This window comes from Bacillus sp. Bwzl_19, from assembly GCF_054900515.1.
The window spans coordinates 3,482,946-3,498,566 of sequence record NZ_CM142729.1; the positions used below are offsets into that span (position 1 = coordinate 3,482,946).

Sequence of the window (15,621 nt, forward strand, 5' to 3'; positions counted from 1 at the left end):
CTTTTTTATGCTCAAAAAGTTCGCAGTCTGTCTGTCTATCATTTTATTACTCATCTCAGCCGCCCGTCCGATATCGGCTCACACCGTTTACCCTGTCAATCCCAATGCCCAGCAGACGACAAAAGACGTCATGAACTGGCTGGCGCATTTGCCCAACCGTTCAGAAAACAGGGTCATGTCCGGTGCATTCGGCGGGTACAGCGATGTCACCTTTTCAATGACGGAGGAAAACCGCTTGAAAAACGCGACGGGACAGTCTCCCGCCATCTACGGCTGTGATTATGGGAGAGGGTGGCTGGAAACATCAGATATCACCGACTCTATCGACTACAGTTGCAACAGCAGCCTCATTTCGTACTGGAAAAGCGGCGGCCTCCCTCAGGTCAGCCTGCATCTCGCAAATCCGGCCTTTCCATCAGGACACTATAAAACGGCCATTTCAAACAGCCAGTATAAAAACATCCTGAACCCTTCAACTGTTGAAGGACGGCGGCTTGAGGCCTTGCTCAGCAAAATCGCCGACGGCCTTACTCAGCTGAAAAATCAAGGCGTCACCGTTCTGTTCAGGCCGCTGCACGAGATGAACGGTGAGTGGTTCTGGTGGGGGCTGACAGGCTACAACCAAAAAGACACTGAGAGAATCTCGCTGTACAAAGAGCTTTACAAGAAGATATACCGCTATATGACAGAGACAAGAGGATTGGATAATCTTTTGTGGGTGTATTCGCCTGATGCCAACAGAGACTTTAAAACAGACTTTTACCCAGGCTCATCTTATGTAGATATTACCGGACTGGATGCTTACTTCACCGACCCGTATGCGATATCAGGCTATGATGAAATGCTGTCACTGAAAAAACCGTTTGCCTTTGCCGAGACGGGTCCGTCCGGTAATATCGGAAGCTTTGATTACGCTGTTTTTATCAACGCGATCAGGCAAAAGTATCCCGAGACAACCTACTTTTTGACATGGGATGAACAATTAAGCCCGGCAGCCAATCAAGGCGCGCAAAGCCTTTATCAAAACAGCTGGACGCTGAACAAGGGCGAAATGTGGAATAGCGGAACCTTGACGCCGATTGCGGAATAACCGCTTCTTTTGAAAACCGGTTTTAAAAAACGGCTCTGCTGGGCATATTGTTACCGTTCAAAAAGGAGGGTTCAACAATGGAAAATAACAATAACAGCGATGAGACGCTTTCCAGTAAGACGACCGGTAAAGGCGAGTCAGAAGACACGCTGACAAACCGGCAGGGCCATCCGGTCACTGACAATCAGAATGTCAGGACAGTCGGCAACAGAGGGCCGACAACATTGGAGAATTATGATTTTTTGGAGAAAATCAGCCACTTTGACCGTGAACGGATTCCGGAGCGTGTCGTTCACGCGCGAGGCGCCGGCGCACACGGATACTTCGAGGCATACGGAAGTTTTGGAGACGAGGAGATTTCGAAATACACAAGAGCAAAGGTGTTCCAAAAGAAAGGAACGAAGACACCGGCGTTTGTGCGTTTTTCAACTGTCAATCACGGAAAACATTCGCCGGAAACACTGCGTGACCCGCGGGGATTTGCCGTTAAGCTTTATACGGAAGACGGCAACTGGGATCTGGTCGGCAACAACCTGAAAATCTTTTTTATCCGTGATCCGCTGAAGTTTCCGGATCTTGTTCACGCATTTCAGCCTGATCCCGTTACGAACATTCAGGACGGCGAGCGGATATTCGATTTTATTTCCCAATCACCGGAAGCAACTCATATGATCACGTTCTTGTTCTCACCGTGGGGCATCCCGGCCAACTACCGGCAGATGCAGGGCTCAGGGGTTCACGCGTACAGATGGGTCAATGAAGAAGGAAAAGCCGTGCTCGTCAAATATCACTTTGAACCGAAACAGGGCATCCGCAACCTGACACAAAAGGAAGCGGAAGAGATTCAGGGGAAAAACTTCAACCATGCGACACAGGATTTGTATGAAGCGATTGAAAAAGGCGATTACCCTGAATGGGAAGTGTATGCGCAAATCATGACTGATGACGAGCATCCCGAGCTTGATTTTGATCCGCTTGACCCGACCAAGCTGTGGTATAAAGACGATTTCCCTTGGAAGCCGATCGGTAAATTGGTTCTGAACAAAAACCCGGAAAACTACCACGCCGAGGTGGAACAAGCATCATTCGGAACGGGCGTGCTTGTGGACGGCCTTGATTTTTCAGATGATAAATTGCTTCAGGGGCGTACATTCGCCTATTCAGATACCCAGCGGTACCGCGTCGGCGCAAATTACTTGCAGCTTCCGATCAACTCGCCGAAAAAGCATGTCGCCACCAACCAGGAAGGCGGACAAATGCAGTATCGGGTCGATCGGGCAAAAGGACAAAACCCGCACGTCAACTATGAGCCGTCCATTATGGGCGGACTGAAAGAAGCGAAGCAGGATGGGAAAGACCATACGCCTCATGTCGAAGGCGACGTGAAGCGGGAAGCGATCGACCGGACGAATAACTTCGGTCAGGCCGGAGAAACGTACCGCCGATTTTCGGAATTTGAACGGAACGAATTGATTACAAACTTGGTCAATACGCTGTCTTCTTGCCGAAAAGAAATTCAGGATCAAATGATCGAGAACTTCACAAAAGCAGATCCGGACTACGGAAAACGTGTTGCGGAAGGACTGAAAAAAGCCTCCGAAAGCAACAGCGGCGGGCCGATCGGCACAACGGATACGGCACAGGCCGCAAAGCAGGCTGAACAGGAAAGCCATCCGTCAGATCCGTATTAAACAAAAAAAACAGGACAGCAGCGTCCTGTTTTTTTTGAGCTAATTGAGCTCCTGTATATTCTGCTCCGCCACAGCCGCAAATACTTTCGGCTCCGGACGGTCAAGATCTTCATGGAATAAACTTACTTTATGAATCTGCCGGTTGTCGTACAGATGAAAGTAATAGTTCCCCGTGTCACAGCACATGACCGACGTATACTGCGTATAATCAATTTCATTCTCCTCAGTGATCACCGCGCCTTTTGGAATATTCACATTGGACAGCACGTGAAAAGCTGCCGTGACCCCTTCCGTTTCATGAGCTGCAGGCTCCAAATGCTCTTTCAGATAAGCGGCTCTGATGAATCGGGATGGCGGCGTGTAATCACCGGGAAGCCCGATCGTTCCTGAGCCTTGCCCGAATGCGGTTAATGTCATTCCGCCCAATGTTTTGCTTTCTGACTGCTGCGGCCTGATTCCGATATAATGGCGCAGATTGGTCACATGCCAAGGAAATTCAGGGCTGTTGGTCATCACTCCAGGTTTGTTGTCATAGACTTTCATTCCTTCCGGTGTCGGCTCGATCACAATGCAGCCGCCCGTGCGGTCTGATAAAATCCAATGAAGGGGCAGGACCGTATCCAATAACATTAATTTCTTCTCTACAATCGTCAGTGAACCAAGCTTTTCCTTTACATCTTCAACAGATTCACAGTTTGATAAGGTCCATGTGACAAACTCGTGAGGAGCGATGTGAGAGGTGCCCTCCCGTTCCGCTTTCTCGTATCCCGCAAAGCCCGGAAAATACAGTGTCGCACACGACAGTCCTTTTTCATTCACGCCGTCGGCAAACAGAATATTGCCGAGATTTCTCCCCATGCCGATAAATGCGTATTTCGTCTTATGCAGCCTGCCGTCAGCTTCACTTTTCCAGCTGTACTGACGAGGGTAAAGCATGACGTCCGTGCCGAGCTGAAAAGCAAAATCCATCGTTCGCGCCAATAAGTGGTTACCGTCTGCCGTTTTCAATGTAAGACTTGTACACATATCATCAATCCCCTTTTCAATAATGAAATTTACACAAAGTAAACTATTCTTCCAGCTTAACGAATAATGATTCCATTCGTCAAAGAATTGACACATTTCTCTTTGATACATATTAGCCGGCCTTTAAACCTATCCATACCTTTTAACCCCTGCCAAAATCGTTTTTGCGGTATCAGTTTGGTTTTTTAAAAAAACTTTACTGGAATTTGTAAACGGCAAGTCATTCTGTTAAGCTATGACTTTATGTTAAAGAAGAACATACGGAGGAGATTATCTATTGAAAGTAGAAAGGCGAACGATTGAACATATTCCGCATCATGAAAGACACGGAAAGGCCAGAGATTTGTTTCCCGTTTGGTTCGGGGCGAATATGCATATCACGACGTTAGTCACCGGCACACTGCCCGTTACAATGGGACTCGATCTCTTATGGAGTATCGCCGCCATTATTATCGGAACCTTTATCGGCGCAATTTTTATGGCGTCTCATTCCGCACAAGGACCCCAGCTCGGCATTCCGCAAATGATTCAAAGCCGCGCGCAATTCGGCGTGATCGGAGCGATTCTGCCCCTCTTTTTGGTCATGTTTATTTATCTTGGTTTCTTTGCGAGCAGTACGATTCTCGCAGCCGGCACACTGAGCAGCTATGTCCCGATTCCGGCTTCATGGTGTATTATCGGCTTAAGCGCCATCTGTTTTTTACTCACGATTTACGGTCATGATCTGATTCACAAAATGCAGAAAATCCTCTCTTGGACCTCCTTTGCCGTTTTTTTTGCAGCAACGATTCTTATTTTTCAACTGCCGATTCCCTCAGGAAGCTGGGTACCCGGCTCATTAGATCTGCCTGTTTTCTTAGTGGCGGTCAGCGCGGTGGCGACATGGCAGCTGGCATACGCGCCATATGTGGCAGATTACTCCCGCTATCTGCCGGTCAAAACACCGGCATCGCATACTTTCTGGTACAGCTATGCAGGCACATCAGTCAGTTCCATCTGGATGATGCTTCTCGGCGCTATTTTGACGACGGCGCTCCCGGAATTTACCGCTAATGCAGGAAATGAGATTGTCCGATTGTTCGGTCCGTTTTCCTTTATTATGCTGATCATTGTCTTGTTCGGGCAAATGGCGATCAACGTCTTTAATTTATACGGAGCCTTTATGTCAACCACGACCACCTTGGAGCCGTTTTTGAAACTGAAGGTGACGCCGAAAACAAGAGTGGTGATGATCCTTTGTGTCACGGCAGCGGGTACTGTGTTAAGTCTCTTGGGCCAAAGCAACTTCATGGAACTGTTTTTAAATTTTATCTTTTTCATCAGTTATTTCTTAATTCCATGGACGGCGATCAACCTCGTGGATTACTATTTCATCCGCCGCGGAAAATACCACGTCAAATCGATGTTTGACGTAAACGGACAATACGGCAGGATCAACTGGATTACAGCGGCCGCCTTCGTTTTGTCGATTATTTTAGAAATCCCGTTCATCAATACATCCTTTTACATCGGACCGCTCGCAGAAATATTCGGCGGAGGCGACATTGCCTGGATCGTCGGCCTGGCCGTGCCGTCGCTGCTGTATTATTTCCTGATGAAATCAAGGTTGAAACATAAAGAGGCGCCTTCCATATAAAGACGCCTCTTCTTTATTCATACTGTTTCCACACCCGCGGCAGCAGTTCAGAAAGTTCGTGCGCCAATAAGGTATGGGCGGAGCGCTCTTTCGTCCATAATTCCGCACAGGCGCCGTGAAGACGGACGGCGTTCAATACGGCATGCTTCGGTTCTTGATGGCAGCACAGCATGCCGAGGATCATTCCCGTCAGCGTGTCGCCGGTCCCGCCTTTTGCAAGCGCGCCGTTTCCGGTTGTATTCCTGCGGCACTCCCCATCGGGAAAAGCGATAATGGTTTCGTTTCCTTTCAGGACAATCGTGACACGAAGCCGCTCCGCCCACTCCGCGGCATATGCGGCTCTGTTCTGCTGAATCTCCTGAATCGGAAGGCCTGTCATTCTGGAAAATTCGCCGGGATGAGGCGTCAAGATCACCGGGGCTTCCCTCTTTGGATAGGTTCTTTTCGTAATGGCGCCCGCATCCAGTATGACGGGATAATCGGCAGAAAGCAGCTGATCAGCCGCCTGTTGCACTTCATCCGTTTGCGGGAGTCCCGGCCCGATGGCCGCAGCCCGGATGTTCTCTTCAGGCTGGCCGTCCGCGGCTTTTTTCCAGCCGTCACGCCAGTATGTCGCTTCCAGCAGCACCGGGACGATGAGCGGGATGACGCCTGCCGACGTACCGATGACAAGCTTGCCGACACCGCTTCTCATCGCGCCCAATCCGGCCAGAAGGGCGGCTCCCGGCATATCTTCGCTCCCAGCCAGCAATAACGCCGTCCCGAACGTTCCTTTATGGCTGTCTGCGTCCCGTTTCGGCAGTGTGTCTTTCACATCCTGCTCCGTCCAATCAAGTATGTTCATCTCTGTACCTCCTCGTCTGTCTCCTATTTATATTCCAAATCAGGAGCAATTTTAAACCGCACAAAAAAAACAGCCGCTCGTTTGCGGCTGTTTATGTTCTGATCGGAACGTCAAGACGGTAAAGCTTCCGGTACCGTTCGTTTTCTGCAAGCAGCTCTTGATGGGTTCCTTCCATTTCTGCTTTTCCATTTTCTAAAAAGACGATTTTATCAGCTGTTTCCACACCTGCTAAGTGGTGTGTGATCCAGAGAATCGTTTTCTCTTTAAAGACGTCAAAAATGGTCTCAAGCAAGTCACTTTCGGTGACCGCATCAAGGCCGACCGTCGGTTCATCAAGGATAATGACCGGCGTATCCTGGAGCAGAATACGGGCAAGCGCGATCCGCTGCCGTTCCCCGCCGGAGAAACGAATCCCCGTCTCCTGCACGGACGTTTCATACCCGTCAGGCAGTGATTCAATATAATCATGCAGCTTCACTTGCCGCGCCGCACGCCTGACATCTTCATCGCTCGCCTTGCCGTTTCCGAGACGGATATTGTTCATAATGCTCGTATTAAAGAGATGAGGCTTCTGATTCAAAACGGCTACCGCTGAGGAAATCTGATCCTGCACGGCCGCAGTTTCCAGCCCGTTCAGCGTCACTTTGCCCGAATCGGGAACTAAGGCGCCCTCAATTAAAGCGAGAGAAGTCGACTTACCTGAGCCGCTTCTGCCGAGTAGCGCCATTTTTTCACCTTGGCGGAGAGTGAAGGAAAAATGGTCAAGCACATGACTGTGCTGATCATAAGAAAATGTCACGTTATCAAATGTCAGTGTCACATCAGATACATCCAGTTTCTCATCTGACTGCTTCACCTCACGCCCCCGCAGCTCCGGAGCCGCCTTACTCATTCTGCTGATGGAATCCTGATAAGAAGGCACTTCTGTCAGCGCATCCGAAAGGGGCAGAAAAGCCTCCGTCAATGGAAATACGACAAGCACAAAGGCCGCGATCATCGTGTTGGCGATGCTGCCGTCCGCATACTGACCCGCCGTCCAGAACAGCATGATCAATATGAAACCGCCGACAAGACATTGCGCGGCGAGGTCACGCAGCCTCGTAAAGCGCTGACGTTTGCTCTCAAGGTCAAACCATGCCTTTTCTTTCTCTTCATAAGAGGAAATAAAGGCGGCCTGACGTCCAGAAAACATCCAGTCGCTCACGCCGAGCACGGCATCTGTCAGCCGGCTGTAGAGCGTATTCCGGCCGCTTTTCAGCCTCATGTTTTTCGCTCTCGTCACTAGAAGCGATACAACCGGAAATAATACAACCAATACAAACAGGTAAATCGCCGCAAAAGCGGCAAACGGCCAGGAAAAGAAGCCGAGCCCGATAACGGATGCCGCATACAGCAGCAAAGCGGAAACCGCCGGGAAAATCGTTTTTAAAAACGCATCCTGCAAATGCTCAATATCCTCAGCCAAAATGCCGAGCATATCGCCCGTCCTAAAACGGGAGGAAAGCATGAGCGAGGCCGGCTCCAGCATATTGTAAAGCCGCACCCGCATGTCGGACACGATTTTCAAAATGATATGGTGCCCCGTCAGACGCTCAGCATATCGGGAGACTGAACGGGCAATCCCGAAGGTGCGCACGGCCACAATCGGAACGTACACGAGCAGGATATTCTCAGGCCTTGTCGCCGACTTTGAGATCAAAAAACCGGAAGTGAACATGAGAAAGGCCGCCGAAAAAATCGTCACCGCGCCTAAAAAAATCACAAGAACAAACAAACGGGCATTTTGCTTAATATACGGCAGAATCCATTCTTCTTTCCTCATGTTCTTTCCCCCAGTTGCGCCTTTACAAGTTTGGCGTATACGCCTTGTTTTGCCATCAATTCGTCATGGGTGCCGATTTCCGCTACCGCGCCGTGATCAAGCACGATAATTTCGTCCATCTCAAGCATCCAGTGAAGACGGTGAGTGGCCAGAAAGACAAGCTTGTTTTCAAACAGGTCTTTCATCGTTTCTTTTATTTCATATTCTGTTTCAATATCAAGGTGAGCGGTCGGCTCATCCAAAAGGAGAATCGGCCGGTTCCCTAAGAAGGCTCTGGCCAGCGCGACACGCTGAGCCTGCCCTCCGCTGAGCGCCCGTCCGCCCTCGCCGATCCGGCCGTCAAGACCGCCGGGCAGATTACGAATCAGGTCGGAAAGACCCGCCGAAGCGGCGGCGCGCGCCGTTTCCTCATGGGAAGCATCAGGATGATAAAACCGGATATTATTCAAAAGCGTGTCATCAAAAATATACGGATGCTGCGGAATATAAAGCAGCTGCTTCTGCCAGCTGTCCGACTGCAGATGTGAGCGGGATTCACCGTTGACCTTAATCTCACCGGACGCAGGCTCTAAAAAGCCGCCCAGCACATCAATAAGTGTCGATTTTCCCGCCCCGCTTTCACCGATAATCCCGATTTTCTTCTTCCCTTTAAAGGACAGATTAAATTCAGACATCGATTCACGGACGTTCAAACGCGTAAGCTGTAATTCGTCCCCGTCAGTCCACGTATCAAGTTCGAGCGGCTTTTCTTCTTTAAAACCGGGCTGCGCCAAAATCGCTTGAATCGTTTTTCCCGCCTCCTGCCCGTTTAATGTCGCGTGGTAGTCATTTCCCACCTCGCGGACCGGGAGAAAATATTCAGGGGCGAGAATCAGCGCGGTCAATGCCGGACCGAGAAGAATATGCCCGTCTATCAGCCGTAAGCCGAGAAACACCGCAACTGTCGCCACCGACAGCATCGTAAAGAAATCAAGGGCGAATGATGATAAAAACGCGACCCGGAGCGTGCTCATCGTCGCCTTACGGTATCTCTCACTGACATGAAAGATATTTTTGCTGTGTGATTTGCTTAATCCTAAAAACCGCAATGTCTCCAGTCCGCGGAGCGAATCCACGAAATGATTGGAAAGCGTCTGATAGGACTTCCATTGGCGATCGGCTTTTTTCTGCGCGACAAGCCCGAGCAGAATCATAAATACAATCAAAATCGGAAGCGCCAGAATCAAAATCAAAGCCGATGTTTTATCCTGAAAAAACACGTAAATGACAACGGCTGCCGGCACAATCGCCATGCTGACCATTTTCGGCAGAAACAGCTCTAAATAGCGGCGGAATTGGCTGATGCCTTCCATCGCCAGCGTTACCATCCGGCCCGTCCCCTCTTTTTTCGCAAAGCGGGGGCCGAGACGGAACAATTGCTCAAGAAATCTTTTTCTTAAGTCCGCGCCGGTTTGAGCGGCATATTGGTACACGATTTTCTGCCGAACCGCTGTCACCGCATGCCGGACCAAAAACGCAAGCAGGAAAAAGCCGATAACCGGATAAAGAGAAGCAATCCGCTTCCCGTTAAACAATCCGGTTACCGCCTGGTTCAGCCATTCCGCCTGCAAGATAATGGCGGCCGTTTGTATTATCGTTAATCCCGTAATGATCGCAAGAATCCGCTTCATTCCTTTATAAAGAAACAGGTCTTTTCCCATTAATAAGTCATAGGCTCCTTATGGCTGACGCGTTTCCGGAAGACGTAGTAGCTCCAGATCTGACTGCCGAAGAAAACCACCCAGTCCCATGTTTTGACCCATTTCAAATTATTCACTTTCCCGCGGAATTCAAATGCCACACCGCGGCCCATCAAGGCAAGAAGGATGATGATAAACGGAATGTAATATCCGCTCAGCATCGTCGCATACCAGTTCGGGAATGCCGCGAAAATCGCTCCCGTCCCTGTCAGCAGCCATACCTCGTTCGCATCCCAGAACGGGCCGATGGTGTTAATCAGCACTCTGCGTTCTAATTCATTATGGCCAAGAAATCGGGTCGAAATGCCGACACCGAAATCAAAACCTTCTAAAAAGAAAAATCCGACAAACAAAACCGAAACGAGTATAAACCAAAGATCATGAAGTGACCCCATGGTAGACCTCCTGACTGAACGGATCCGTTGATACAGGAACATCCTTGTGATCATCATGGTCCGCACCTTTTTTAATTTCACGAACGAATAGGAAGACAAGCAGTGTGCCTAAAATCAAGTACATGACGCCGAAGCCGATAATTGAAAACAGCAGAGATCCCGTCGTTACGTTAGGCGAAACGGATTGTGCGGTCGTCATTTGCCCCATGACCGTCCACGGCTGGCGGCCGATTTCAGTCATAATCCATCCGGCAGAGTTCGCAATGAATGGGAATGCGATCAGCGCGACCATACCGCGTAAGTACCACTTGCTCGTATGAAGCTTTTTGCGGCGGTTCAGAATAAAACCGGCAATTGCGGCAAAAATCATAAGCGCGCCCGCTCCCGCCATAATGCGGAAACTCCAGAACGTCGTTTTAACAGGCGGGATATAGTCGCCTTTTCCGTACGTTTTTTCGTATTCTTTTTGAAGTGTTTTCATCCCTTTAACACTGCCGCTGAACTTCTGATAAGCCAAGTAGCTCAGTGCGTAAGGAATTGAAATTTCAGATGTGTTTTTTTCTTTATTCGTATCAATGTTCGCAAAAGCCGTCCACGCAGCAGGATCACCGCTGTCATCCCAAAGCGCTTCACTGGCAGCCATTTTCATCGGCTGCGATTCCATTAAATGCTCAGCCTGCATATGTCCGCTGAACGCAACGCCGATACCGGCGATCAGCCCGACAATCATCGAAAGCTTGAACGATTTATGGAAGAACGGCACTTCTTTTTTCTTCAATAATTTAAATGCGCTGACACCGGCGATAAAGAAAGCACCCGTTGCAAGCGCTCCGAAAATGACGTGAGGAAATTCAACCCAAAGCTGAGGGTTTGTTAAAAGCGCCCCGAAATCACTCATTTCCGCGCGGCCGTTTTTAATCGTAAAGCCGACCGGCTCCTGCATGAATGAGTTTGCCGTCAAAATCCAGAAAGATGACATAATCGTTCCGAAGGATACAAGCCAAATGCAAAGCAAATGCACTTTTTTAGATAAACGGTCCCAACCGAAAATCCATAATCCGATAAAAATAGACTCCATAAAAAACGCCAAAAGCGCTTCAACCGCAAGCGGAGCTCCAAATACGTCTCCAACGAAGCGGGAATAATCAGACCAGTTCAAACCGAACTGAAATTCCTGAAGAATCCCTGTGACGACGCCGACAGCGAAGTTAATTAAAAAGAGATGTCCCCAAAATTTAGCCATTTTGAGATAGGTCTCTTGTTTTTTGACAACATAAAGCGTCTCCATCAAAGCAACCATAAACACAAGCCCGATAGACATAGGCACAAACAAGAAGTGAAACAATGTTGTAGATGCAAATTGAATGCGGGCTAAAACCAACTCACTCATGATGTTTTTCCTCCAATCTGGTAAATTGCTCAACATTTCACAAACACGACAAGATCCTTGCTCGCTATTTCACAAAGAATGATATATTTGCTCAATGTTTCACAAATTTGTCAAAACTAATGAATTATCAGCCTGTACACCCTGGGGTCAGCGGCTGTCATAGAAATGATTCAATATCATTACTTTACAACGATTCGGCCTAAAAAAAAAGATCAATATACCTAAAAATAGGCTGAAATTGTGACCGATTATTGTCGAATTTATAGAGAATTTATGTCAGCATCTAGGATATTTGTCCCTTTGATATCGTACCTCTTTTTTATTCGTGTGGCGAACAAAATGCTTTATGCAGTGAAAAAGCCCGTCAGATCGCCTTTTTGAGAAAGAAAACGAAGAAAAAGTATATCTTCTAGTAAATTCATAATATATGAACAATTTAAATTTTTTAGTATACTTTAAATGGGGATATTTTTCACTACATAACGACTGGGGGAACAAGCATGGGAGAACTTCAACCAAATTTTCAAACGGAATCATTCCAAAAACAGGAACGGACTGATAACTGGTTTGCCAGAGCAATGAATATAAGAATCGGCATTATTCCACTTCCTATCTATATCCTGCTGTTCTTGCTTATTACGGTGTTTGTCATGAGCCGCGATGTAAAAAGCGACATCCTGACATCGATTGCCGTCATGAGTTTTTTCGGATTTACCTTCGGCCAGATCGGAAAATCCATTCCGATCGTGCGTTCCATCGGCGGCCCTGCGATCCTCGCAACCTTTATTCCGTCCGCTGTCGTCTACTACCACCTGCTTCCGAAAGACATTATCACTTCAACAACAGAATTCACGGAAAGCTCTAACTTTCTCTATCTATTTATTGCCGGTATCGTCGTCGGCAGTATTCTCGGGATGAAAAGAGAGACGCTCGTTAAGGCTTTCGTCAAGATTTTTATTCCGCTTATCGCCGGCTCGATCGCAGCCGCCATCGTCGGCTTATGCGTCGGGACCCTGCTCGGCCTCGGCTTTCAGCACACGCTGCTTTATATTGTCGTCCCGATTATGGCTGGAGGTGTCGGTGAAGGCGCGATTCCTTTATCCATCGGCTACTCCGATATTATGCCGATGTCCCAGGGGGAAGCCTTTGCGCTTGTGCTGCCGTCCATCATGCTCGGAAGCCTTTGCGCCATTATGTTATCGGGCCTGCTGAATGTCATCGGTAAAAGCAAACCGGAATGGACGGGCAACGGGAAGGTTGATAAGTCTGATCAGAACGCTCCGGCATTGGAACAGCCGGCCAATGACAAAACGTTTGATTTGTCCTTTTTCGCTTCCGGAGGCATTTTAGCTGTTTCTTTATATTTGGTCGGCATGCTGGCGCATGATTTCTTTCAGCTTCCGGCTCCTGTCGTGATGCTCGTCCTTGCCGTGCTTATTAAGCTGTTCAGGCTGGCGCCGGCCTCGATTGAAAACGGAGCCTTCGGCGTCTCGCGTTTTTTCTCGACAGCCGTGACCTATCCGCTCCTATTTGCGATCGGCGTTTCAATGACACCATGGGACAAGCTCATTGCAGCGTTTACTATCAGCAACATCATTACCATTTTATCAATCGTCGTCACGATGATGGCCGTCGGTTTCCTGACAGGAAAATGGCTGAACCTGTACCCGATTGAGACGGCGATTATTAACGCCTGCCATTCCGGACAGGGCGGCACCGGCGATGTCGCGATCTTAAGCGCCGCCGAACGGCTTGAGCTTATGCCGTTTGCCCAAGTGTCCACCAGAATCGGCGGGGCGATTACCGTGAGCGTCACCCTTCTATTGCTTCATCAATTCTATTAAACGGAAAAAAGCCTCCGCCATATGCGGAGGCTCTGTTAGTTCATCACATTTTGAATATAAGAGCCGAATGCCGCGCCGGACATACCAGGCGACACACGTACACGGTGAAGCCCGTAAAGGCCCTGATCTCTTGATGCCGCACCCGGTTCCGTCGTGACCGCCATACGGTAGCCTGATGCAGCGGCGGCTTTTAATGTTTCCTTATTATACCGTCCGACAGGATAGCTGAGCACAGACGTCCGCTGCCCGAACATTCGATCAAATAAATGCTTGGAGTCCGCCATTTCACGGCGCTGCTGTTCCGGTGTGAGTCCGTTCAACTCAAGATGGTTCATCGTATGGCTTTGAATGGAAATGCCGTGTGCGGCCATCTCCTTCATCTGCTTCTCAGTCAGATGATTTCTATGTCCGATAAAATTTCCGATCATAAAGATAGTCGCTTTCATTTTATATTTCTTTAAAATCGGATACGCCTCTTTTACATTGTCGGTATAGCCGTCATCAAATGTGATCAGAACGCATTTTTCACGCGGCTCTCTATCCTCCGTCAACATCAGATAGGCTTCTTCCGGAGTCATCGTATAATAGCCGTGATCATGAAGCCATTTCATATGCTGCCGGAATTCTTCCTTCGGCACACGCAGGCTGTTCCCCTCAGAAATGCTGTGGTACATCAGAATCGGCAGTCTCGCCGTTCCTTTCGTTTTAACCCATGCCGACGTATCCGGCTCTTTTTTTATTTGCGGATGTACGGACTTTTTTTCGTGGTGCTCTTCCGCCTTCGGAATACTCTGTTCGGTACTTGCCTCATGCCCCGAGCAGGCGGCAAGCGTAAACACGGCAGCCAAAAGGCACATGCACATGATGATGCGTTTCATGGTTTTCCTGCTTTCTGTCTTATATTTACTTTTTATATCGGTTATGCTGATAAAATTGTTACATCAAAAAAGCCGGACATCCAGCTGTCCGGCTTTGTGTTATGAGCGGATTCTGATTTCTGTTTCACTGTCAAAGAAGTGGGCTTTATTCATGTCGAAAGCGACAGTCAATTCCTCACCGGCGTGAATGTCATGGCGGGCGTCAATCCTGGCGATGAAATCCTGATCCCCGATCCGGGAATAAACCATAATTTCTGACCCAAGCAATTCCGCGACATTGATTTTAGCTGTGATGGATGAATTCTTATAGGATTCTACCACAATCAGCTCGTCATGGATGTCTTCCGGACGGATTCCGAAGATGACATCTTTGCCGGCATAGCCTTTTTCCCGGAGCATTTTCATTTTTCCCTCCGGCACGCTGAGAGCGGCTGAACCGATCTGAATGGCGCCGTCTGTCAGCCTTCCTTTAAAAAAGTTCATCGCGGGGGAGCCGATAAACCCTCCGACAAATACGTTTTCCGGATGTTCATAGACTTCTTTCGGTGTGCCGATCTGCTGAATCTTTCCGTCCTTCATGACCACAATGCGTGTCGCCATCGTCAGCGCTTCGGTTTGGTCGTGCGTCACATAGATTGTGGTTGTTTGCAGCCTTTGATGGAGCTTAATAATTTCAGCCCTCATCTGTACCCGAAGCTTTGCGTCCAGATTTGACAGCGGCTCATCCATCAGGAATACTTTGGCGTCCCTGACAATCGCCCGTCCCAAAGCAACCCGCTGCCGCTGTCCGCCGGAGAGCGCCTTCGGCTTGCGGTGCAGATACTCTGTGAGCCCCAGCATTTTCGCTGCTTCTTCGACCCGTTTTTTAATCTCCGGTTTCGGCATTTTTCTCAGCTTCAGACCAAAAGCAATATTATCATAGACTGTCATATGCGGATATAACGCATAGTTTTGAAACACCATGGCGATATCCCTGTCTTTAGGAGCGATGTCATTCACTCTCGTATCACCGATGTAAAAATTGCCTTTCGTGATGTCCTCCAGCCCGGCAACCATCCGCAGTGTTGTCGACTTTCCGCACCCCGACGGACCGACAAACACGATAAACTCTTTATCTTTAATATGAAGGTTAAAATCATCGACAGCCGCTTCTTTTTGATCGTAATACTTATAAATATGCTCCAGCCGAAGTTCCGCCATGTCATATCCCCCTTTTCTTGAAAACGCTTTCTTAAATAGGATTGTAACAGCGCACGGCGGCGGCGT

11 protein-coding genes and 1 pseudogene are annotated in these 15,621 nt (G+C 48.7%); 4 read left to right on the forward strand and 8 right to left on the reverse strand.

Annotation, left to right across the window (positions count from 1 at the left end; all coding sequences use genetic code 11):
- Positions 1–7: 7 nt before the first annotated feature.
- Positions 8–1,090: a glycosyl hydrolase gene (locus ACW5MY_RS18490; protein WP_289394030.1), complete on the forward strand. Its 1,083-nt coding sequence runs from the start codon at positions 8–10 to the stop codon at positions 1,088–1,090.
- Positions 1,091–1,167: 77 nt separating this feature from the next.
- The gene (gene katX / locus ACW5MY_RS18495) at positions 1,168–2,781 is read left to right on the forward strand and encodes a catalase KatX (protein WP_013354083.1); all 1,614 of its coding nucleotides are present in this window, start codon (positions 1,168–1,170) and stop codon (positions 2,779–2,781) included.
- Between the two features lie 39 nt (positions 2,782–2,820).
- Here katX and ACW5MY_RS18500 read toward each other — a convergent pair whose 3' ends face one another.
- Positions 2,821–3,807, reverse strand: coding sequence for a choloylglycine hydrolase family protein (locus ACW5MY_RS18500; protein ID WP_013354084.1), 987 nt, complete (start codon positions 3,805–3,807; stop codon positions 2,821–2,823).
- Between the two features lie 277 nt (positions 3,808–4,084).
- Between ACW5MY_RS18500 and ACW5MY_RS18505 the strand changes: the two genes are divergently transcribed.
- Complete coding sequence (locus ACW5MY_RS18505) at positions 4,085–5,443, forward strand: purine-cytosine permease family protein (protein WP_013354085.1); 1,359 nt, start codon at positions 4,085–4,087, stop codon at positions 5,441–5,443.
- Positions 5,444–5,456: 13 nt separating this feature from the next.
- Here ACW5MY_RS18505 and ACW5MY_RS18510 read toward each other — a convergent pair whose 3' ends face one another.
- The 5 genes and pseudogenes from ACW5MY_RS18510 to ACW5MY_RS18530 all read right to left on the reverse strand — a co-directional run bounded on the left by ACW5MY_RS18510 (position 5,457) and on the right by ACW5MY_RS18530 (position 11,633).
- The gene (locus ACW5MY_RS18510; protein ID WP_061573610.1) at positions 5,457–6,287 is read right to left on the reverse strand and encodes an NAD(P)H-hydrate dehydratase; all 831 of its coding nucleotides are present in this window, start codon (positions 6,285–6,287) and stop codon (positions 5,457–5,459) included.
- Between the two features lie 91 nt (positions 6,288–6,378).
- Positions 6,379–8,109 carry a thiol reductant ABC exporter subunit CydC gene (gene cydC, locus ACW5MY_RS18515; protein ID WP_013354087.1) on the reverse strand — a complete coding sequence of 577 codons (1,731 nt, stop codon included), beginning with the start codon at positions 8,107–8,109 and terminating at the stop codon, positions 6,379–6,381.
- Positions 8,106–9,809, reverse strand: coding sequence for a thiol reductant ABC exporter subunit CydD (gene cydD, locus ACW5MY_RS18520; protein WP_013354088.1), 1,704 nt, complete (start codon positions 9,807–9,809; stop codon positions 8,106–8,108). Before cydD ends, cydC begins: the two co-directional genes overlap by 4 nt.
- Positions 9,810–9,865: 56 nt before the next feature.
- Positions 9,866–10,243 (reverse strand): annotated as a pseudogene (cydB, locus tag ACW5MY_RS18525) (cytochrome d ubiquinol oxidase subunit II); the annotation flags it as partial.
- Positions 10,227–11,633 (reverse strand): cytochrome ubiquinol oxidase subunit I, encoded by a 1,407-nt coding sequence (locus ACW5MY_RS18530; RefSeq protein ID WP_013354090.1) that lies wholly within the window; start codon positions 11,631–11,633, stop codon positions 10,227–10,229. The gene ACW5MY_RS18530 and the pseudogene cydB, both read right to left, overlap by 17 nt.
- 500 nt (positions 11,634–12,133) lie before the next feature.
- Here ACW5MY_RS18530 and cimH point away from each other — a divergent pair, with 500 nt between their 5' ends.
- Positions 12,134–13,477 (forward strand): citrate/malate transporter CimH, encoded by a 1,344-nt coding sequence (gene cimH / locus ACW5MY_RS18535; RefSeq protein WP_462061639.1) that lies wholly within the window; start codon positions 12,134–12,136, stop codon positions 13,475–13,477.
- Positions 13,478–13,512: 35 nt separating this feature from the next.
- Here the strand turns inward: cimH and ACW5MY_RS18540 are convergent, their stop codons facing one another.
- Both ACW5MY_RS18540 and ACW5MY_RS18545 read right to left on the reverse strand, forming a co-directional pair.
- A complete protein-coding gene (locus ACW5MY_RS18540; RefSeq protein ID WP_013354092.1) occupies positions 13,513–14,355 on the reverse strand; it encodes a polysaccharide deacetylase family protein in 843 nt (280 codons plus the stop codon).
- 99 nt (positions 14,356–14,454) lie between these two features.
- Complete coding sequence (locus ACW5MY_RS18545; protein ID WP_013354093.1) at positions 14,455–15,555, reverse strand: ABC transporter ATP-binding protein; 1,101 nt, start codon at positions 15,553–15,555, stop codon at positions 14,455–14,457.
- Between the last annotated feature and the right edge of the window lie 66 nt (positions 15,556–15,621).